The following is a 20,571-nucleotide window of genomic DNA, read 5'->3' as shown; positions in this document are numbered from 1 at the left end:
GGACTTGAAGCGTCGCCGACTGTAGCAAGGGCACGGCTGGCCGGTGCGGACATCGCAGAGTCAGGCCATCTGGGCTCGAAGTGACCTGGGCGAAAGAGCTCGCAGTAGCCGAGCAGGACTGGAAGAAATGGGTCATCGCCCGCTCGCGGCTTGGCGAGGTGCTGGCCCCGAGCGACGACTCCGTCGCCGCCCGGCCGCGCCCGCAGGTTCGTGGGCGCGGCCGGCGTACTGCTACCGGTGTTGGACGTAGGCCGTTAGCAGGCTGAACAGCAGCAGCCCTGCTCCTTGGGAGAAACCTGCCACTGTGTTCCTGGTGACCAGTCGCCGGAGTCGGCGAAGTCTGCGTCGGGGCGATCCGGATGAAACTCGTTTAGAGTCGGGAGACATGGGATTGACCCACCTTTCGGGTTGGTGATGTTCCACGCAGGGGAGCCCCGCAGGCCGCGCGTCCAAGCAATGGCCTGCGGGGTTCGTTTACATTTCCGACCTTAGAAACAGCCGCCCGCTTGTGTCTCGTCCTGCCGTCCCCGGGCTCCGGCCAAGTCGATGTAATCTCTGAGCGTGGACGAGCCGTGGAGCCGCGTGACCGAGCCGGGCACCCTTGAGGACCTGGTCTCAGATGCCCTGGACGCCGGATATGAGATCAAGGAAAGAACCGTTCACGACTGGGTCGCCCGAGGTCTGCTCGACAGTCCCAAGCGCCATGGGAAGGGCCGTGGGTCACGGCCGGGCGTCTACGCCATCGAGCAGCGAAAGCTGTTCCTGCTGCTCCTGAGTAAGCGCGAGGAGATGCCCCGGCTGCCGGCGCTCGCCTTGGTTCCCCTGGGGATCTGGCTCGGCTGGGGCGAGGAGTACGTGCCCGTGCGGCAGATCCGCAGAGCGATGCGGACCTGGCTCGGCGACGGCCGACGGCGACTGGAAGTCTGCCAGGAAGCAGGGAAGGGTGTCCTGGGTCAGTTGGATCACCCCATGGCTTCGGATACTGCCCGGAACCGCGTGGTCAGGCTCTTCGCCGAGGTCAGCTACTCGGGCAGGATGACGCCGCTTCAGCGGGTGGAACTTGAAGAGGCTGCCCAAGCGGTGTTCGAGCCGAAGACTGTCTTCGGGGCCTCCGGACTGATCCGCGCCGAGGGGCCGGCGCAGGCTCCCTTCACCGTGGAGATGTTCATGGCCCGCATGACCGGCTTGAGTGCCGCCATGGAGGCCGTGCGGCAGGACAAGGTCACCGAAGACATGCTGCGGCGAGCCAGGAGGGTTTATCGGGAATCAAAGGAGCACTATTTCGCGATTCGCCCAGCCCTTGAGGCGCAGACCACCGGACGGATGGCGCAAATGTTCGCTGAGACGAGTGCTGAGACGGAGATCAACGACTGTGGGAAAGACTTGCTAGGCGCTATCGGCCTACTGCTCACAGCTCCCGCATCTGCTCCTGTCCACAGAATGTGATCTGAGTCGCCAGCGGTGCCAGGGCATGTCGGTGGGAGGGTGCAGACTGAACGCCGTGACGACATCCGACGTTCTGGGACTGGAACAGCTTGAGCGAGCGGTCCTGGACGACAACGCCTCGCTGGCCTCGGCTCTCCGGCGGTGCCTCATGATCGCTGGCTACGCCCACCACGGTGAACTGCGCGCGTGGGCTGCGAAGGAGCTGGAGGGGTACGCGGCGGCTGATGAGCTTCCCCCGTACCGGAAGGTGCTGGCGGCGCTGGAGGTAGGGAAGGAGCTCCATCTTCCAGGGCAGATCGTCCGGGGGCTCACCCAGAGGATCAGCGTGGTCCAGCTGCCCCAGCAGGCACGTGACCGCGGTCTGGGCGAAAGTGCGCCGGTCCGGATGGGGGTCCGCGAGTTGGAAGGAGCCGTTGCACGCGCTGACCGGGTGATTCACTTGAGCCCGGCCGGAGCTGCTGAGTACGTGTTGTACATGACGCGCGAGCAGCAGCGGCTGGGGAACGACTCCGTTGAGATCACGTCCTTGTACTGGGACATGGCCACGTCCAGTTTGGAGGGCGTCCTCGACCAGATCCGGACACGCCTGGCCCAGTTCGTCGCGGAGGTGCGGGCCGCCATGCCTCCCGGCCAGCAAAATCCGAATGTCAGTCAGATCGAAGCCGCAGCTCAGCAGGTTCTCCACGTCACCGGCGGCAACGGGTCCACTATTCACGTCTTCGCGCCGAACGCGAAAGCGGATCGCGGCGCTACCGCGCGGGCCAGCGTCAACGATCCGGTGCCCATGGCTGTTCGCTCTCTATGGCACCGCGCCTGGATCTGGATCGCCTTCGCAGCGGTTGTGGCGGCCGTGGTCCTCCTGGTCGTGGCAAGGTGATCCGCCGCCGTAGCCGCCTCGACCGACTGGAGGACGATGTTCTTGACGAAAGCCGCCCGCTGGCTCCGATCCTGCGCCAGGTGATCGCCCTGGGCGGCCATGCCAATTCCGCACCACTGCGAGCCTGGGCGCTGAGAGAGCTCCAGGGCTATGAGGGCACCGAGGGGCCAATCCCTGACTACCGCAAGATCACGGTGCCGCTGGTGATGGACGGTTTCGACGGTAGGTTCCAATTCACAGAGCAGCCGGTCAGCATGTTCGATCTGCCGGACTTCGCCCGTGAGGAACTGGGGAACGAGCTTCGCCTCGGACAGGGCGCCGGCCAGATCGAGTCCCTTCTCGCAGGTCCTCCGGACGAGACTGTACGGATGAGCCCGCCCATGGCTGCGGAGCTGGCCCAATTCATGAACCAGAACTCCTCCCGGAGGGTTCTCAGGCTGTACTGGACTGTGCACCGCTCGGCCTTGGAGGGCGTCCTGGACCAGATCCGGACCCGGCTTGTCCAACTGGTCGGGGAACTGCGAGCTGCCATGCCACAAGGTCAGCAGGAGCCGACCCAAAGCCAGGTTGCACAGGCACTCCAGAACATCAGCATTGTCACCGGCGACAACTCCCCGGTGACGGTGACGGCACCCATTGCTGTCGCGCAGGGCGGCGGGCATGCCCATGCCGGGGTGGCCACACCTAACCGGCAGGGCTCGCGATGGACGAGAGTTTTGAAGGCCCTTTGGCCGTCACGGCGTTAGCCGTCTGGGTCACGCTGCACTGCGGCGGCCGCCGCAGTGCAGCCAAGCACCCCTCAGCTTCAGCCGCCACCCATGCTGTGATGGGTGAAACTCAGTGACGGCTGAGGGCAGGGTGAAGAATGTGCACGTGCCGACGACGCCTGACCACAATGCTGCCGCGTACATGACCAGAGTCATTCCCAGGGATGCGCGTTGGCTGCGCCTCCTGAACGACATCGCAACGCTGCGGCGGGTTCCGATCGATCTCAGCGAAGACTTGGACCATGCCCTCAGAGAAATGACTGGTCCCTTTGCGATCGATTTTCACGACCCTGACCTCAAGGTGGCGGAGGAGCAATTCGTCCAGGCCTTGGCAAGCCTGCTCGATGCCCTGGACGAGACCACGATGGACCCCCGGGACACCGACTACACCCAGGTGCCCCCGGATTGGCGCCAGAGCCAGCCCGAGCGCTATGACAGAGCCCTGCAGGATCTGCACGCAGCTCACATGAGCGTCCTGCGCACCTACAAGGAGCTGGTGAACACGATGAACAAGAAGGGTGTCCTGCCCGACGAGACCCCAGATCGCTCTGGGGCACAGCAGGCTGGTCACGACGTGCGCACCGGCGACAATTCCCCGGTCAACATCTACTCGCCCCAGGCGCATTCCACCGGCAAGGGCAATGCCAGCGCCGACGTCCGCGTCAACGAGTCCCCAGCTGTGCCGACGAGCCCGGAGACCGACTACCCCAAGTCCCGATGGCGCGATCCGAAACTCCTGGCGATCTTGGGTGTGCTGGCGTTGATCGTGGGAGTGATCACGCTCTACTTCACCGTCTTCCACAGCTGACTGGACTACTGCTGCCGTGACGAATATGACCCACCTGGAGCGACTGGAGGCGGGGGTCTGCGACGACTCCGTCAGCCTGGCATCGCTGCTCCGTACCGTGATGCTGATCGGTGCGCACGCGGACTCCAACGAGCTGCGCCGGTGGGCTCTCAAGGAACTGGAAGGCTATCCCGTTGGAGCCGAAGACCTGCCCGACTACCGCAGGATCAAGGCCCCGCTCCAGATGAACATCAGCATCGGCCCTGAGTACCACACAGGTAGGGGGATCAGTTCCGGGATGCTGCCCGAGAACATGCAGGAACTGCTCACCATGGATGTGCCTCTGACGTGGGGAGTTGCCGAGATCCAAGCCTCGGCTGAGGCCGAACGCCATGGTCCGAACGGAACACTGCACCTGGGCACCCAGCAGGGGGCTGACATCGCTCAGAGAATCTCCTCCCACCTGCGCAGCACCATGGGGAACCGATTCGTTGACGTTCACGGGGTGTACTGGGCCGTTCCACCCTCGACCCTCTACGGGCTGCTGGACATCATCCGTACCCGGCTCACAGTGTTCGTTGCGGAACTACGGGCAACCTTGCCGCCTGGCGACCAGGATCCGAGCGGTGCCCTGGTGGCCCAGGCTGTTCAGGCGATGGAGATCCATGTCACCGCTGGCGACTACTCTCCCGTCGTCATCCACTCGCCTCAAGCTCAGGCCGACGACGGAACAGCCGAGGCCATCACGAGCCAGAATCCGACGGATTCAGTGGACAGGGTCGTACAGGAGCCGCCTACCACCCGTTGGCGACGGTCCCGGTAGGAACGACAATCGCTTCTGAGGGTTCTGGACGCTGTTCAGCTGGTCTGGTTCCCGGTGTGGGCCTGGGGCTGGGCGGCTGTTTCGGGGGTGGTCATGTCGAGTAGGAGTACCGCGTCGTGGTTGGGGGTGCCGGGTTCGGCGGTGTAAACGCCGAGGCGGTGTCCGGGAGTGCCTTCCAGGGCGATGCCCTGGAAGGCGAGGGTGAGGGTATCGACCTGGCGGTGGTGGAAGGTTTTCGTGATGTCCGGTGACCCCGTAGCTGTTCCCACGGCCCGGCGAGGTCGCGGCTCTTCAGGACCAACTCGCCGACGAGGCGGGTGGGGTCGGGGGCGTCAGGGTCAGCGCCGGCCGGGGCGCGCACCCCGCGCCCTGGCCACCTGGCGCAACCTCGCCATCCTCGGGATCACATGATCACGAAACGGACGTCCCAAGCCTTTGCCGAGGCCCTGCCGCGAGAGGTCTCACTTGGGCAGCGTCATGCCGTCCCAGTCTGGCGGCCAGCTTGCGGCCGGTTCAGCGGCCCGGCGAAGAGCCTCCTGCAAGCCGTGTCGGATAACGCCTTCGATGCTTTGCATGAACTCCGGCAAGCCTACTGAAGTGCCCTTAAGCTTCAAGTCCTTTGCTTTCGGCTTATCCCCGTGCACGACTGCGCTACGCACACCATACGCAGACTTCATTAGGTTGAACACGTCACGGCGTGTCATGCCAAGCTTCTCGGGTTCGGACAGCGCTGCGGCCCGCAAAGATAGACGGAATCCTAGCTCCTCATATCCAACATCTGATAGGTACAGTGCCTCAGCGGCAATAAGAACGTCAACAAGCTCATCCTCGACACGCTCTCGTTGGGCTTGATAGCTCAGCCGGCGCGGAGCGAGTGCAATGGACTTGTACTGGTCGAATAGTCCAGGGCGCCGCAAACGTTGCCAAGTCGCAACGAAATCAGCTGCCGCCTGGGGGTCAATGCTCAACTGACGGAAGCGCTGAGCGCGCGTCAGGCGCATCTCCTGATAGTGCACGCCTCCGGCGTACGGAGCCCACTCTGCCAAAAGCGTTACTTGGCCAGAAATGGCGACCGGCTTCGTAAATGAGAGCGAGAGCGCTTGCTCAAGGGTCTCACGCATTTCATTGAGCCGCTCCCCCAAAGTCTGAATCTCGGATCCAGCCCCAAGATGCGATTCACCAATGGCCTTGGACAGCCTGTAACGGTAGCGAAGGCAAGCCTGCTGGGTCTCAGCCGGAAGCAGAGGGAAGTGAGGAAATGGCGAGCGGACGACCTCGGCATTTAGAGCAGCAACAAGCTCCCCGTCTGACATGATGTCAAGTTCTAGATTCGCCTCAATCACAATGGGAAAGGAGTCGCTTGCTAGACCTGGAAGCGGCCAGACTACGAGATATTCAATCTCCCGAGCCGTAAGATACCGCTCCAGCTCTCCGTATCGTCGAGCAAATGCAGCTTCAATGTCACCGACCTCATTCGGAAGCGGCAAGACATGGCGAGCCAACATTTCCATGTTGAAGTCGCAACCACCTTGGGCCGTTCCGTTGAACTGATCCAGTTGCCTCCGCAGTGACTCATCTTCTTGCAGGGCCTGCTCAACGGCTTCCCAGCTTGCGCCCTGTCGCGTGGCCTCAACATCAGTAGAGTGCCAGATGGGCACAGCTCGCTCCCGGTTGCGGAAGTGGCCATCCTCGTCACGCTGCCAATGTCGCGAATCGGTCACGACAATCGGGTCAGACCCAGCGATGAGCACTCCAACGGCATCGCACACCCATGCATGCAACGCTCGTTCGAGCTGCGGGAAACTGGCGACCGGCTCAGCCGACGAGCTGTTCTTGTCCACGATGTGCCAAGCCTCCCTGGAAGATAGGCGTAGAATACCAAGATGAGCCCTGACGGCGAACAGATTTATGACTTGGCTGTCTCCTTCGCTGGAGAACATCGCGACTACGTTGAGCGGGCTGTCCGAAGCTGCCAGCAACGCGGCTTGCGCGTGTTCTACGACCGAGACATGAATAACGAGTGGTGGGGCAGGAGTTTTATCCGGGAGCAGCGCGAAGTCTACTCGTCCCGGACTCGCTATTTCGTGCCTTTTATTTCGACGGAGTATCTCGCCAAGCCGATCCCGATGGATGAGTTCTCCGCAGCCATGATGACTGCTGTCAAGCAGGGCGACGGCTATATCCTTCCCGTTCTAATGGATGAGGTGCAAGTGCCATCCGACTTGCTCCATCCTCACATCCATTACCTACGGGCAAAGGACTACTCGCCGGAGCAGTTGGCAGAACAACTGCACGCTCGGGTGAGGCAAGCCGAGAATGCCGGCCAACAAGCACGCGAAGTCGGCGAGGTCGTACAGGAAGCCCTTAACCTGCGCCTACCGAAGGTGGTCCCCGCGGGCTTCAGCAAGTACGAAGAGCTTCAGGTAGTGTTCGACTATTTTGGTAGCCAGTTTCAGACTGCGGCACCCCTGCTTCGCCCACGGGGCTTCATCTGTACCGTGAATCGTATCCCGGAGCGAATTTCAGTTCGTATCGAGCACAACGGCCAGACCGTCTACTCGCTCGACATCTACAAGGGCGGCAACATGGGTGACGACAAGCTGACCTTCGGGCTTGGTCACCATCGGAGCTTTAGTAACGGAATCAACGGATGGGCGGAACCATTCTTCGACAGGGCGGCTGAGATTCCCAAGCTTAAGATGCTGGACTTCTCGCTACTGGGCAGCATTGGTGGAAGTGAGCGTGAATTTACGAAAGAGGGACTCTTCAACGCCCTCTGGGAACGGATCGTAGATCAGCTAGAACAGCACAGGTAAACCTGCATTGGTGGAGGCCTTACGCCGATCTGCAGCGGGGCGGCTAGCCGAGAAAGATTGTCCCGTTAGCTGTCAGCTTTAGGTTTCGGCTTTGCAAGAGACTAATGAAATCTTGGGGGCAGGTGAGTCCTGCCATATCGTCTGACGTGATGACCAGGATGCGAATGCCACGGACTAGAGCGCTCGTACCGATGGCATAGGCTCGGTCACGATGTTCCTGCCGTCCGGTAATTCCGTTAGCCGCCGCTAGCACGCCCAAAGTGCACCCCCGATCGACGACCACGTTCACAAAGTAACCCAGGACCGTGCTGTCGACTGGCACTGACCAGTTCTTGCATTCAATAATGAATAGCTCGGGCAGCATGGGTAAGCCATCTGGAAACCGATAGTTAGCAACAGTGAGGTCCACCTCTTCGGTTCCGTAGTTGTTAAGCGAGTTTCGCTCGATCTGGCAACCCGGAACGCTCTCCAGTAGGTAGGCCAACAGGTTCTCGTAGTAGCGGCCACGAATTCTGGGGTCCGTGTGATTCTCAGCCCGGAGCAGATACGCCCCGACGCGGGCTTGGAAGAAGCTAGTCACTGCGGCGCCCTGCCGTGAACCACAGCATTCCTAGCCCGCACGATAAGTTGCGCCAGGCTCTGCTGCTCTAGGAGCGTCAGCAGATTACCCACCTCAAAGGAAATAACCATTGGCCAAAACCCCAACGGTGGCCGTAGCGGCTGACGAGACAGTGAGTAGTAGAGCAGGAGCCCCATCGCGGCATTTCGACTAGCGGCGGTGTGTTGCAGCTTATCGAAGTCGCTACGGCTGAGAACCGACCTGCTGACAAGTTTCGACTCAATCAGGAGCGGCCCCGGCAGCACTGTCTCAGTACCGGGCACCCAGGCTGCAATATCGAAACCTTGGTCACCAGAACGAGGCCCGCCTTCGGTAGAGGCCCCGCAAGCCTCAAGCAATTTAACCACGATGTCTTCGAAATGCTGATACTTAGATGAGGAGGATGAATTTTCTGATTCGGATAGAGTATCCAGTTCCTGGCGAAAAGTATGCAGCGTCTGGATATCCGGTCGTGTCTGTTCAATCGGATCGATCCGAGACTGCCCGATCGACTTGAGGAAGGCGTTGAGTCGGAAGGACAGCGCCGACGCACTACCCAAAGGCATCTGCACGACCTGCAGGGGTGCGAGCACGGAGTCGGCGGTCCGAGGCGGCTCCACGATCACGAGGGTGGGAAGCCCCAAGCCAATCGCCACGCCGATGTCCATATAGAGGGCGGGCGGGGTGGGTGTCTCAAGGCGACCGGCAAAGACAACGCAAAGAAAATCGACTTCAGGCAACCAGGGCAGCCGCCCACCGCGCGCGAACACCGCGTAGCCACGCTCGGGCGTAACTACCTCGATCCCCGCGGCACGCAGCACTTCCTGCAAGGTGCTCGTGTCAGCGGCCTGTTCGGCAACTAGATAGCAGCGCACGATACGAAACCCTAGTGCCTACAGCACCTCCGACACGGGAGCCAGGTGCAAAACCGCAGGCGTAGGGCCTCGGGCGGGTGGGCGAGGCGCTGGCAAAGTTGTGTGATGCCCGCTTTGTGAAGGTGTCAGTGCAGTTCGGGGCGCGTGTCGTCGCGCCACTGGAGGTCGAAGTCGGGCCACAGGACCGGCTTGTGGGGGTCGATGGTGCTCCGGGTGATGGAGAGGTCCCCTGGCGGCCTTCTGCTCAGGCTGGACCCAGGCCGATCCGCTAGGTTACTTTCCCCCGGGGCAGTCCCCCCAAGCTGCGAACCGGTCGGATCCGGGTGATGGGGGTATCGAGGTCGCGCACATTGAGATCCCGGGCCGGGGTCCTGAGCGATGGAAAGGGAGAAGGTGAGCCGGCCCGACCGGGGGAGCCCAGGTCACTGCTGCCGACCTTGATCACTTTGATCGCCACCTGTGTCGCTCGGAGGGTGTAGCTGTCCGTCCCGCGCAGGGGGTGTCGTTCTCTGGCGATGAGGTCCACGACCGTGAACGCGCTCACCCTACGGCCCCGGATGGGCGTCGTCGGGAGGTCTTCAGCGGGTAGGCACCACGTTGCATGCTCATTGGGAAGCTTTCCCCCGCACTCCTCGCACGTGCTGGCCGGGCGGGTGGAACCCGGGGGGCCCATGGCTGGCGACGGCTGCCCATTCTGCTTCGCGCGTGGCTTGCGCCTACTGCGTTTTCCGGCCATTGGGGAGCCCTGGCTGTCCTTGAAGAGAGGTGTTTCAATGGGTATGTATACCATTATTCTTCTCAAATAGGACATCAGCAATGGGATGGCAGTCGAGGGCCAAGGCGAGGATCAAGCAGAGCGTTGTCGACTGGCTGAGCGCGTCCGACGAGGGAGTCCAGCCCGCGCTGGGGAACGGTGGTGTGCAACGGATGGGCGCGGCTTGTCAGCCTCCTGCCCTCGGGAGTACAGCCCAAGGCCCCCATCCGCTTGGGAGCCGAGGCGTTTGGTGGGGGAACGAAGTGCGTCCGGAGCACTTCGGAAGCGCCGATGCCGTCACGAGTATGGGGAACGTTGCGGCACCTTTCCTGGCCGGCTTCTCGCTGACGGTCTCCGTCATTACCCTCACTTCACTGGCGCCCGGCACGGCGCGCTGGCCTGACCTGGCGCTCCTGCTGTTCATGCTCGCGGCCTTCCAGCTCATTGCCACCGTCCAGTTCATGTTCCTGGCACGCCAGTACTTGGCCGCTCCGAAGGACCTGGCTGAGTGGTATCCGGACTGGCACCAGGACTACCGGCAGGAGCAGCTCGCCGGCATTCTCCGCAGGGAGAGGGGGCAGTTCACAAGCTGGGCGAACGTAGCGCGCGCCGCCTATAGCGGCGGGGTGCTGTGCTTGGCGGCCGGGCTGACTGTCCTAGCTGTGCCGCCAGACTGGGAGCACGTCTCGGTCCTGCGCTGGGCTGCCGTTCTTGTGGGTGGTGCCGCGACACTCGGCGAAGCGGCTTGGGTGGTGCTTGCACTGAAGCGTCCGATTCGCCCGCCCCGGGCAACTCCTCCCACGGGCAGGTGACCGCTCCGAGGACTGCTGATGTGGACGCCTTGCGGAACTGACCCGAGCCAGGTGGGGGCTGTGGAACGGATGGGTCCAAGGAGACTGAGGTGCTGGGGTTGTCACACGGTCCGCTCGAACCACTGCAGCCCGCTCTCTCGGTCATAGTGATGGTCTGTTTATGGGTACGGATTCAGTACACATGAGGACGAGAAACGACGAGGATCAGCGAGAGTCAGCGAGAGGGACTTTCGCAGGTCAGACGGCATGTCAGCTACGTTTGCGCAGGTCGGCGGCTTGCGTGCTCCGTCCTTGTAATGCGTAGGTCTCGGGTTCGAATCCCGGAGGAGGCCCTGCGAAACCCCAGGAACCCCTCGCCGGGACCTGGGGTTTTGTGCTTCGAGGCAGGCCCCTCTTGGCTGAGGGGGGCCTGCCTCCGTGATCGGTCGTTGCCGGCTGCTGTGGTGGGGTCAGTGGAGGTAGACGTAGGTCATCGGACCCTCGGCGTCCACGTGGTGGGTGTCGGGGAGGTAGACGACGCACCAGGTGCCGCTCCGGGTGGCGCGGGCGCTGATGCGGTAGGTGCCGCGGCTGTTGGTTTTGACGCTGGTCTTCGCCGTCCAGGTCTTCGACTTGTAGGGGCGGAAGACCAGGTACACGTGCTGGTTCTTGACCGCGGACCAGCCGCTGCCGGCGTTCTGCTGGACGCTGCCGGAGAAGGTGACGGTGCGCCCGGAGTAGACGCTGGTAGAGCTGGGCTTACCGCCCGTCACCCGGGTCTGGTAGTACGAGTAGTGCACCATGTTGCTGTAGGACGCCTGGTAGCCGGTGGCGGCGGGGAAGTACAGCCGCCGTTAGCCGTGCGGCACGGCGACGTAGGCGTCCAGGTCGAAGCTGCCGTCCGAGGCGGTGACCAGGTAGCCCAGGCTGGTCCAGCCGGTCCTGCCGTTCTGTGACTGCTGCAGGTAGACGCGGCGCTTGCCGATGGCCTTCTCGGTGGAGGAGCCGAGGGACCCCTGGAGGTGCAGCGTGGAGTTGTTGAACCACGCGTCGCATTCGCACAGGAACGTCTTCGCAATGACGGTGAACTTGAACGGGCTGTCCGAGTCCAGCAGGTACGCGCTGTGGGTGTACGCCAGGTGGATCGGCCAGGAGCCGCTGAGGAAGGGCGTGTTGGTGGTGGACCAGCTGAAGTGGCCCCTCGCGTCCGTGGTGGCGTCGGAGTTCGTGTTGTTCTCGACCGAGATCCCGGTATTCGCCAGCGGCAGCCAGGTTTTGCTGGTCTGGCTGTAGTACTGGGCGGTGCCGGACAGGGTGAGTTTCTGCCCGTAGTTGAAGGTGACTGGTGCGTCCTGGACGAAGCGGACCGGGGTCTGCGCGAACGCCACGTCCGTGGTCGGGCCGTTGGCGATGGCCAGGCCCGAGCCGGAGGTCGGGATCACGATGCTGAAGAAGTGGAACGAGGTCGGCACCGGGTAGTCCAGCTCGCCGAAGCCCAGGCGGGTGCTGAGGGTGAAGCTCCCGTCGGCAGCGGGCCGCACGCTGGTCATGCTGCCCGGGAAGCCCCAGAGCTCTACCTCGGAGTCGGCCCAGGCCGGGTCGTTGCCGCCGGTGGCCGGGTCGTACGCCCAGACCTTGCCGCTGAGGGTGTCGACCTGGTTCTCGAAGTCGAGGTCGTCGCTGTCGAAGCTGCCAGTGACGACAGGGGCGCGGTGGTTGTAGTTGATGGTGCCGGTCACCGGGGCGGAGGCCGGGTCGCCGGCGGCGTCGGTCGCGGTGACGGAGGGGGTCCAGGTGCCGTAGGCGAGGCCGAGCTCGCCGGTGGTCTCCCACACGCCGTCGGTGTCGGTGCCGGAGATCAGGGTGAACGCCGAGGTGGTGCTGGTCGCGTCGCCCAGGGTGAGGGTCGCGGTGAGCGAGGTGATCGGCGAGGGCGAGGTCGCGGCCACGCGAACCTCGGTGCCGGTGCCGGTGCCGTCGACGTCGACGCTGTCCACCGAGGTGACCAGGGGCTCGGTCGTGGAGGTGTCCGCGGGCTGCGGGGCGGCGGTGGGGGTGCTGGTCGCGTCCGCAGTCGGTGTGCTGGGCGGGTCGGCTGTTGCGGTCTCAGTCGCAGTGGCGCTCGCGCTCTCCCTCGCCCTCGCCCTCGCCGTCTCAGTCGCTGTCGCGCTCACGGTCGCCGTGGGGGAAGGTGTAGGGGAAGTGTCTGCGAATGCCTGCTCGGACGTCCCGAAGGTGGCGGTGAGCAGCAGCGCTGTGACAGCGACGGCACCTCTGGCGCGTATGGACACGGGTTACCTCAAACAAGTACAGGGGCAAGCGCGTTGCGGGCACCCGGAGGATGGCCGGAGAGCTCGCATGCCCCGCCCGGGTTTGCGCTGCACGGTTGGTGCGCCACCTGGATCGGCGGGGGCCGACCCAGGTGGCGGGGCCCCTGACGATGCGTTCGGGGCCGTTGCGTGGGCGGCGGTTCAGGTGGTGGTGATCACCAGTCGGGGCGGGTTGCTGGTGGCGTTGTTGGAGTTGAGGACGACGGCGAGCCCGGCCGTGGCCTCGGCGAGGGCGAGGGTGGTGCGGCCGGGGGCGGGGAGGTGGGCGGTGACGTCGAAGGAGAGCCAGCCCGGGGTGGCGGTGGCGGTGGTGGTCGCCAGCGCGGTGCCGAGCGCGGGCATGGTGTTCCAGGTCAGGCCGGACTCGGTCCAGGCAGTGTCGGCGACGGAGTAGGCGGTGACAGCGGCCTGGGTTCCGCCGGAGTCCGAGACGAAGCCGTAGGCCTGCAGCACGGCCGAGGTGACGGTGGCTCCGCGCAGGGCGCTGGTGTCGAACGCGAGGTAGGCGGCGCGGCTGTAGCCGCTCGCCGTGGTTCCGGCGTTCTTGACCACGAGCGTGGTGGCGCTGCCGTAGTTGGTCCCCGCGTAGCTGCCGTCGCGTACGTAGCTGTCGGCGACCGCCGGCAGTGCGGTGCTGGTCACCGTGAAGGCGCTGTGCTGGGTGACGCCCGCCGTTCCGTTGAGGTTGACCGCGAGGGTGAGCTGCGCGGAGCCGGCGGTCGCGGTGACGGTGGGGTCGGCGCTGAGGACGGTGCCGCCGCGGGCGATCTGGACGGTCACGCCGGTGCCGAGGTGGGTGGGGTCGGCGACGGCGACGTCCAGCCGGTGGCCGGACTGCTGCAGCACGACCGAGCAGGGCGCGCTGACGGTGATTCCGGCGACGGTGCCGGCCGCGAAGAAGTTGGCCGCCATCAGGCCGAGCCGGTCGCAGCGCACGGCTTGGACGCTGCCGGTGTTGGCGAGCACGGTCACGGTGGGCTGCCCCGAGCGCGCGGCGGTCTGCGCGGCGGTGAAGCCGGGCAGCAGGGCGTAGGCGTAGGAGGCGTTCGAGGGGGCGGTGCCGTGGTCCAGGCCGAGGAAGAGGTAGGGCCGGGTGATCGCGGTGGTCGGCCCCCCGGTGTTGACATCGCTCCAGGCCCCGGTGCGGTCGGTCCGGGTCGCCTGCACGGTGGCGCCGCCGGGGAACAGGTAGCCGCCGACGCCGTCGAGCTGCGCCCAGCCGGTCGCGGGAAGGGTGGCGGACCAGTCGGCCGTCGCCCCCGGCTGGACCGTTTGGACCGTGCCGTTCACGGTGAGGCGGTTGCCGCCGTCGGTGTGCAGGTTGCGGTTCTCCACGGTGGTGACCACGTCGGCGCCGCTGCCTCCGGTGATGCCGGCGCCGAGGGCGAAGACGGTGTCGTCGAGCAGGAACCAGGACTTCTTGGCCACCAGGGTGGAGTTGTACTGGCGGAAGTCCATGCCCGCGCAGCCGAAGCCGCCGGGGACGGCCGCTCCGCCGGCCCAGGTGGCGGGGGAGAGGTGGCCGGTGCCGGCCGCGTTGGCCAGGGTGAGGGTGTCGACGGTGGTGCCCGGCAGGCGGTAGGGGTCGGCGGTGGGCCAGAAGCTGTCGGTGAACTGCGGCAGGTCGGTGGCGAGGTAGAGGTAGCCCATGCCGTCGCCGGTGTGCCAGCCGTGGAGGTTCTCGCCGTTCATCGACTCGTAGGTGGAGGTCCTGGCGGAGGACAGGGCGATCGCGTAGGCCCAGCCGGGGCGGCGGTGGACCACGCGGTCCATGCCGGGGAAGAGTCCGAGGCCGTCGGGTTCGGGGGTGGCAGGGACGGAGCTGTCGGCCATGACCGGTTCGGCGCCCGCGATCGCCGGGACGGAGGCGGTGCCGTAGTAGGGCGCGTAGCCGTTGTCGGCGGTGATCCAGCCCTTGGCGATGCCGTTGAAGTCGGCGGCCTGGCCGGCCGGTGCGGAGAGGGCCAGTTGCAGGACGGCCTGGGTGATCACGCCGCCGTCGTAGAGGTCGCTCTCCTGGATCCGGGAGACGGCGCGACCGCGGACCGCGTCCAGGCACAGGCCGTTCCAGACCCAGGGGGCGAAGGCGGAGGTGACCGAGCTGTAGATGTTCGCGGCTGCGGGGTCGGTGACGGCCCAGGCGCTGCCGTCCAGCAGCTGGAACAGTCCGGCGAGGTCGAGCAGCAGGACCATGCCGTAGGTGCCGGTGTAGGGCACGTGGGTGTGCTGGACGTAGGAGCCGTCGGCGTACAGGCCGTCCCCGCCGGTGACGTAGGGGAAGACGCCGGACAGGGCGCCGGCGGCGGTGGAGATCCGCTCGCTGTCCTTGCCCAGGATGCCGCGCAGGGCGACGGCCTGGCACAGGTCGACCCGGTTCGCTCCGGTGGAGGCGGCGCGTGAGGTGCCCTGCATATTGAGGGTGGGGTCGGGGACGAAGTGGTCGACGGCCGCGGTGTAGGAGGCGATCTGGGCGGTCGAGAGCAGGGGCTGCACCAGCAGCGCGGCGTTGAGCATGGCCTTGGGCGAACCGATCTCCCAGTCCCACCAGTTGCCGATCTCGCTCGCGGTCGCGGTGTAGGCCTGGGCGGCGACGAAGTCGAGCCCGCCGACCACGGCGGCGCCCAGGGCGGCGCTGCGGTACAGGGCGCGCCCGCTTCCGTCGGTGGCCGTGCTGCCGGGTGTGGCGTAGGCGGTGGCCATGGCCGCGAGCTGTTTGTAACTGGTGGTCATATTGCCGGAGTTGCTCAGCGGCAGGCCCGGCCACAGGGTGCCGGCGCCGGCGTTGGGGGCGATGGTGTTCCAGTAGCCGGTGACGGTGGTGTTCAGGGTGGCCAGGGCGGTCGCCAGGGCCGGGTCGGCCGGGTTGATCGCGCCGCCGGTGAGCAGGGTGGTCCAGGTGGCGCGCAGGGCGTCGAAGGCGTCGGTCGCATAGGCGCGGACGGGGTTCGCGGTGAGGGTCGCCGCGCCTGCGGCGACCGCGACGGCGGCGAGCTGAAGGAATCGGCGGCGGGGAACGGCGTCCATCGGCACTCCAGGGGGTCCGGCTGGTGGGGTCGGCGCACCGTAGGAAACCGTCGCCCAATGAGTCAAGAGTCAATTGCTGATGAATCATCAGCGGACAAAAATTATCAAATGGTGCATTTGAGATGGCAGCCTCAATTCATTCGCAATTCATTGCCTCTATGGGCCGTTGACTGAGGAATGAATGGAGGGAAATCATTGGGCAACCCCGCAGCAGAATCCCTGAGGAGACCCCATGAACCTCCCCGACCAGTCCAGATCCACCGTCCGCGGCTCCTCCTCGCGCCTGCGCCGTCTGCTCGCGGCCACCGCCGTCGGCGCGTCCCTGGCCCTGACCGCCGGCGCCTGTGCCTCCGGCTCCGGCTCCGCCGGCGGGGCCGCCGGTTCCGGCACCGCGGCCGGCGACACCTCCTTCAGCTACTGGTCGATGTGGAACAAGGACGAGCCGCAGGCCAAGGTGCTGCAGGCGGCGATCGACCAGTTCACCAAGGACACCGGCATCAAGGTCACCGTGCAGTGGAAGGGCCGTCAGGTCGCCACCCAGCTGGCCCCGACCCTGAACACCTCCCATGTGCCGGCCGACCTGATCGACTCGCAGGACCGTTTCGCCTATGCGCAGCTGCAGGCGACCGGGCAGGCGCTGGATCTGACCCCGGTGCTGAAGCAGGCGGTCCCGGGCGAGAGCGGCAGCACGGTCGGCAGCGTCCTGCCCAAGACGTACCTCGATCTGACGACCACCGACGGCAGCCTGTGGGAGGTGCCCTACGAGGTGGTCGCCGACCAGGTCTGGTACAACGCCGCCGACCTGCCGGCCGTCGCCGCGAACCCGCCCGCCACCTGGGCCGCGTTCACCCAGCTGCTCGCCCAGCGGAAGGCCGCCAGGGGCGGCGCGGGACCGCTGGCGCTGGACGCCGACATCCCCGACTACGCCGCCTTCTGGACCTACTACTCGGTGCTGCGCACCATGGGCCCGGGCGCGTTCGGCGCGGCGGCCACCGACAGGAGCGGTGCCAAGTTCGAGGACCCGGAGTTCCTGGACGCGCTGAACAAGGTCGAGCAACTGATCAAGGCAGGCGACTTCACGGCCGGCTACAACGGCTCCAAGTGGCCTGCGGTGCAGCAGAAGTGGGCCGCGGGCAAGTCGGACTTCCTGCTGCTGGGCACCTTCACCCCCAGCGAGACCGGGCCGTTCGCCAAGGCCGGCTTCCAGTACCGCTCCTTCCCCTTCCCGGCCATGACCGCGGGCGGGGACACCACCCAGGACGTCTCCACCATCGGGTTCTCCATCCCGAAGAAGGCCGAGCACGCGGCTGCCGCGGAGAAGTTCATCGCCTACTTCATGGCCAAGAGCCAGCTGTCGGGCATCTCCACGACCGCCCAGAACATCACCCCGCGGGCCGACATACCCGCCCCCGCCGCCCTCGCCGACGCGCAGAAGGCGATGAACTCCGGCAAGGTCGCGGAGGCCCTCGACGGGGTCAAGGAGACCGCCGCCGAGTGGTACACCAAGGTGTTCCTGCCGCTGAACACCTCCTTCATCGACGGCAGCCTCAGCCCCTCGGCCTTCGCCGCCAAGCTCAAGTCCGGCACCGCCGACTACTGGAAGATGGCCTCGTGACGGCCGTCGCCGGCGGGCGGGTCCGGACGCGCCGTCCCGCCCGTCCGGCGACCGCGCGGCAGGCCGGACCGCTGGCCGCCCGGCGCCGCCGCCTGTTCTGGCCGTTCCTCGCCCCGGCGCTGCTGGTCTACGGGGTGTTCTTCGCCGGCCCCTCGCTGTTCACGGTCTGGCTGAGCTTCAACAAGTGGGCCGGGGCCGGACCGATGACCTTCGTCGGTCTGCACAACTACCAGCGGCTGTGGCTCGACCCGACCTTCCACCAGGCCTTCGGCAACACCCTGTGGATCGTCTTCGGCGTCGGCGGCCTGACCTTCCTGCTGTCCTTCGGGCTCACGATGGTGCTGCGCGACATGCGCGGCCGGAAGGCCGCGCGGGCCGTCCTGTTCTTCCCCAACATCGTCTCCAGCGTGGTGCTGGCGATCCTCTGGGGCTTCCTGTTCCAGCAGGGCGGGCTGGTGGACTCGCTGCTCGGCGCGGCCGGCTGGCACCACCCGCCGCACTGGCTCGGGCAGGGCGACCTGTTCCGGGTCATCATGATCGGCCTGGTGTGGACCTCCACCGGTTTCTACACCACGATCCTGATGGCCGCCGTCGACCAGATCCCGGCGGAGCTGTACGAGGACTGCGAACTGGCGGGCGCCAACGCCTTCCAGAAGTTCCGTCATGTGACGCTGCCGCTGATGTGGGACGTGGTCGGGATCTGCGCGGTGCTGTGGACCATCAGCGCGGTGAAGGTCTTCGAGTTCATCTACGCCTTCGCCGGGGCCACCGGCCAGATGCCGGACACCGGGGTCTGGAACACCGCCCTCTACACCTACGGCGAGGCCTTCGCCTCGGGCGGCGTACCCCGCTACGGCTCGGCCGCCGCGAGCGCGGTGGTCATGGTCGCCCTGGTGGGTGTGCTCGTGGTGCTGATCCGCCGGGTGATGCGCCGCGACGCGGTCCAGTTCTGAGCCCCACGGGACCCCGCGCCTCCAGACCCCCGTGCCTCCAGACCCCCACGCCCCCAGCTCCCTGTTCCGCCCCTCGCTCCGGAGGTCAGCCCGCCATGGCAGTCACCGCACCCGGGCCGTTCGCACGCCTGCGCTGCCGGCTCACTCCCACCACCCTCCTCGGCGTTCCGCTGGTCTGGCTCGTCGTGGGCTTCAACATCCTCGTCGGCCTGTGGATCCTGCTGTCCTCGGTGAAGTCGGCCGCCGACATCTTCACCAGCCCCTGGACCCTCCCGCACCACCTGCACCTGGACAACTTCGCCCGCGCCTGGTCGGCCGGGCAGTTCGGACGGGCCTTCGGCAACACCCTGGTGGTGGTCTTCGGCACGGCCCTGGGGACGCTGGCGCTCGCGGCTCCGGCCGCCTACGCGCTCAGCCGGATCACCACCCGGTGGAACAACGGCCTCACCCTCTTCTTCGCCCTCGGCCTGGGAGTGCCCGCCCAGGTGGTGATGCTCCCGCTGTACGTGGTCATGGACAGCCTGCACCTGGTCGACAGCCTGTTCGGACTCGTCGTGGTCTACGTCGCCACCTCGCTGCCGTTCACGACCTTCTTCCTCACCGGCTTCTTCGGCACGCTCCCGGTCGAACTGGAGGAGGCGGCAGCCCTGGACGGCGCCTCGCCGCTGCGCACCTTCTGGCAGGTGATGCTGCCGCTGGCCCGCGGCGGCCTGGTCACCGCGCTGATCCTGAACGTGATCCAGCACTGGGGCGAGACGGTCTTCGGGCTGATCTTCATCCAGAGCGGCGACAACCGGACACTGTCGCTGGCCCTGCTCGGGTTCCTCCAGCAGATGCAGTACAACGGTGCCGACTGGGGCGGCCTGTTCGCCGGCGTCGCGCTGGTGGTGCTGCCCCTGCTCGCGTGCTACGTGTGGCTCGGCCGCAGGATCATCGAGGGCATGACCATCGGCGCGGTCAAGTAATCAGTCGGGGGAGAACCATGACAGACCCATCCAGGACCGGATCCGGTCCGCTGCCACGCCAGGCACGCGACCTGAAGTTCCGCGAACTCGCGGCCCGACTGCGCGAACAGGTCCGCGACGGCAGCTGGCCGGCCGGAACCAGACTGCCCACCGAGCACGAACTCGCCGACAGCAGCGGCACCTCGGTCAGCACCGTCCGCCGCGCGGTCGACGACCTGGTCACCGAGGGCCTGGTGATCCGCCGTCAGGGCTCCGGGACCTTTGTGCTCGCCGCGGACGACGCCGCGCGGGCCGGGAGCCGGGCGCTGGTGGGGGTGATCGTCCCGGACACCGCCTTCTACTTCCCCACGGTGCTCCAGGGCATCGAACAGGCGCTCTCCGCGGCCGGTGCCCGGCTGCTGCTCTCCTGCTCCGGCTACGACCCGGCCCGGGAGGCCAGGGACCTGCAGGACATGCTCGACGCGGGCGTCGACGGACTGCTGCTGGTGCCCACCCTGGGCAGCGGCGAGGCCGCGGAGCGGCAGCTGCGACGGCTGGCCGCGCTTCCGGTCCCCGCCGTGCTGGTGGAACGACGCGGGCTGAGCCTGGCCGACACCAATGAGTACGTCTGCACCAACCACGAGGCCGGTGCCTATGACGCGGTGCGCCACCTCGCCGCCCTGGGCCACCGTTCGATCGGCCTGGTCCTGCGCGAGGACAGCCCCACCACCGAACCCGTCAGCCACGGCTTCCACCAGGCGATCGGCGAACTGGGCTGCACCTCGGACGAGTTCCGGGCCAAGCGGGAGGAGTGGAGCCCCGCCACCGCCGAACGCTGCCTGGAGCAGCTGCGCGCGGCCGGGGCCACCGCCGCCGTCTGCTTCGGCGACCGGCAGGCGACCCTGCTGGTGACCGCCGCGCAGCGGGCCGGGCTCTCCGTCCCCGACGACCTCGCCCTGGTGGCCTACGACGACGAGATCGCCGACCTGGCCGCGGTGCCGCTGACCGCGGTCGCCCCGCCCAAGCAACTGCTCGGCCGCACCGCGGCCGACCTGCTGCTGCGCCGGATCGACCAGCCGGGCCTTTCGCCGCACCAGATCCTGCTGCGTCCGGCGATCACCGTTCGCTCCTCCTGCGGCTCCCTGCGCACAACTCCCCGATGAACCGATGA

18 protein-coding genes are annotated in these 20,571 nt (G+C 66.2%); 11 read left to right on the top strand and 7 right to left on the bottom strand.

Translation table 11 applies throughout. The features are described 5' to 3' along the window. The first annotated feature begins 561 nt into the window (after window positions 1–561). The 5 genes from ACEZDG_RS15870 to ACEZDG_RS15850 all read left to right on the top strand — a co-directional run bounded on the left by ACEZDG_RS15870 (window position 562) and on the right by ACEZDG_RS15850 (window position 4,700). Entirely contained in the window at window positions 562–1,446 is an 885-nt protein-coding gene (locus tag ACEZDG_RS15870) for a hypothetical protein (protein ID WP_380509028.1), read from the top strand. 55 nt (window positions 1,447–1,501) lie between these two features. Further along, window positions 1,502–2,323 carry an AbiTii domain-containing protein gene (locus ACEZDG_RS15865; protein WP_380509025.1) on the top strand — a complete coding sequence of 274 codons (822 nt, stop codon included), beginning with the start codon at window positions 1,502–1,504 and terminating at the stop codon, window positions 2,321–2,323. Beyond that, window positions 2,320–3,069 carry an AbiTii domain-containing protein gene (locus ACEZDG_RS15860; protein WP_380509022.1) on the top strand — a complete coding sequence of 250 codons (750 nt, stop codon included), beginning with the start codon at window positions 2,320–2,322 and terminating at the stop codon, window positions 3,067–3,069. The genes ACEZDG_RS15865 and ACEZDG_RS15860 overlap by 4 nt, the downstream gene beginning before the upstream one ends. Before the next feature lie 127 nt (window positions 3,070–3,196). Further along, window positions 3,197–3,898 carry a hypothetical protein gene (locus tag ACEZDG_RS15855; protein ID WP_380509018.1) on the top strand — a complete coding sequence of 234 codons (702 nt, stop codon included), beginning with the start codon at window positions 3,197–3,199 and terminating at the stop codon, window positions 3,896–3,898. Between the two features lie 25 nt (window positions 3,899–3,923). Further along, window positions 3,924–4,700 carry an AbiTii domain-containing protein gene (locus ACEZDG_RS15850; RefSeq protein ID WP_380509015.1) on the top strand — a complete coding sequence of 259 codons (777 nt, stop codon included), beginning with the start codon at window positions 3,924–3,926 and terminating at the stop codon, window positions 4,698–4,700. Between the two features lie 35 nt (window positions 4,701–4,735). Here the strand turns inward: ACEZDG_RS15850 and ACEZDG_RS15845 are convergent, their stop codons facing one another. Then, window positions 4,736–4,969 (bottom strand): MmyB family transcriptional regulator, encoded by a 234-nt coding sequence (locus ACEZDG_RS15845; RefSeq protein WP_380509012.1) that lies wholly within the window; start codon window positions 4,967–4,969, stop codon window positions 4,736–4,738. Window positions 4,970–5,161: 192 nt separating this feature from the next. After that, window positions 5,162–6,541, bottom strand: a complete 1,380-nt coding sequence (locus ACEZDG_RS15840) for a hypothetical protein (protein WP_380509009.1) — start codon at window positions 6,539–6,541, stop codon at window positions 5,162–5,164. 42 nt (window positions 6,542–6,583) lie between these two features. Between ACEZDG_RS15840 and ACEZDG_RS15835 the strand changes: the two genes are divergently transcribed. After that, a complete protein-coding gene (locus tag ACEZDG_RS15835; protein WP_380509006.1) occupies window positions 6,584–7,516 on the top strand; it encodes a TIR domain-containing protein in 933 nt (310 codons plus the stop codon). 43 nt (window positions 7,517–7,559) lie between these two features. On the opposite strand, the gene ACEZDG_RS15830 is transcribed toward ACEZDG_RS15835, so the two are convergent. Together ACEZDG_RS15830 and ACEZDG_RS15825 are read right to left on the bottom strand one after the other, a co-directional pair. Beyond that, the gene (locus ACEZDG_RS15830) at window positions 7,560–8,096 is read right to left on the bottom strand and encodes a hypothetical protein (protein ID WP_380509003.1); all 537 of its coding nucleotides are present in this window, start codon (window positions 8,094–8,096) and stop codon (window positions 7,560–7,562) included. After that, window positions 8,093–8,989 (bottom strand): hypothetical protein, encoded by an 897-nt coding sequence (locus ACEZDG_RS15825; protein WP_380509000.1) that lies wholly within the window; start codon window positions 8,987–8,989, stop codon window positions 8,093–8,095. The genes ACEZDG_RS15830 and ACEZDG_RS15825 overlap by 4 nt, the downstream gene beginning before the upstream one ends. Window positions 8,990–10,048: 1,059 nt before the next feature. Between ACEZDG_RS15825 and ACEZDG_RS15820 the strand changes: the two genes are divergently transcribed. Further along, window positions 10,049–10,555 (top strand): hypothetical protein, encoded by a 507-nt coding sequence (locus ACEZDG_RS15820; protein WP_380508997.1) that lies wholly within the window; start codon window positions 10,049–10,051, stop codon window positions 10,553–10,555. A gap of 449 nt (window positions 10,556–11,004) precedes the next feature. Here ACEZDG_RS15820 and ACEZDG_RS15815 read toward each other — a convergent pair whose 3' ends face one another. The 3 genes from ACEZDG_RS15815 to ACEZDG_RS15805 all read right to left on the bottom strand — a co-directional run bounded on the left by ACEZDG_RS15815 (window position 11,005) and on the right by ACEZDG_RS15805 (window position 15,888). After that, window positions 11,005–11,337 (bottom strand): hypothetical protein, encoded by a 333-nt coding sequence (locus tag ACEZDG_RS15815; RefSeq protein ID WP_380508994.1) that lies wholly within the window; start codon window positions 11,335–11,337, stop codon window positions 11,005–11,007. A gap of 51 nt (window positions 11,338–11,388) precedes the next feature. After that, window positions 11,389–12,531: a hypothetical protein gene (locus ACEZDG_RS15810; protein WP_380508991.1), complete on the bottom strand. Its 1,143-nt coding sequence runs from the start codon at window positions 12,529–12,531 to the stop codon at window positions 11,389–11,391. Window positions 12,532–13,005: 474 nt separating this feature from the next. Beyond that, window positions 13,006–15,888, bottom strand: coding sequence for a polysaccharide lyase family 8 super-sandwich domain-containing protein (locus ACEZDG_RS15805; protein WP_380508988.1), 2,883 nt, complete (start codon window positions 15,886–15,888; stop codon window positions 13,006–13,008). A gap of 232 nt (window positions 15,889–16,120) precedes the next feature. Here ACEZDG_RS15805 and ACEZDG_RS15800 point away from each other — a divergent pair, with 232 nt between their 5' ends. The 4 genes from ACEZDG_RS15800 (at window position 16,121) to ACEZDG_RS15785 (ending at window position 20,563) form a co-directional block, all read left to right on the top strand. Then, entirely contained in the window at window positions 16,121–17,503 is a 1,383-nt protein-coding gene (locus tag ACEZDG_RS15800) for an ABC transporter substrate-binding protein (RefSeq protein WP_380508985.1), read from the top strand. After that, window positions 17,500–18,456, top strand: a complete 957-nt coding sequence (locus ACEZDG_RS15795; RefSeq protein WP_380508982.1) for a carbohydrate ABC transporter permease — start codon at window positions 17,500–17,502, stop codon at window positions 18,454–18,456. The genes ACEZDG_RS15800 and ACEZDG_RS15795 overlap by 4 nt, the downstream gene beginning before the upstream one ends. Before the next feature lie 95 nt (window positions 18,457–18,551). Further along, on the top strand, window positions 18,552–19,421 hold the full coding sequence (locus tag ACEZDG_RS15790) for a carbohydrate ABC transporter permease (RefSeq protein ID WP_380508979.1): 870 nt from the start codon (window positions 18,552–18,554) through the stop codon (window positions 19,419–19,421). 17 nt (window positions 19,422–19,438) lie between these two features. Next, the gene (locus tag ACEZDG_RS15785) at window positions 19,439–20,563 is read left to right on the top strand and encodes a substrate-binding domain-containing protein (protein WP_380508975.1); all 1,125 of its coding nucleotides are present in this window, start codon (window positions 19,439–19,441) and stop codon (window positions 20,561–20,563) included. Window positions 20,564–20,571 lie beyond the last annotated feature (8 nt).

The organism is Streptacidiphilus alkalitolerans, from assembly GCF_042511045.1.
Taxonomy (GTDB): Bacteria; Actinomycetota; Actinomycetes; order Streptomycetales; family Streptomycetaceae; genus Streptacidiphilus; species Streptacidiphilus alkalitolerans.
Note: the sequence above shows the minus strand (reverse complement) of the source record. Positions and strands in the feature narration are given on the sequence as shown.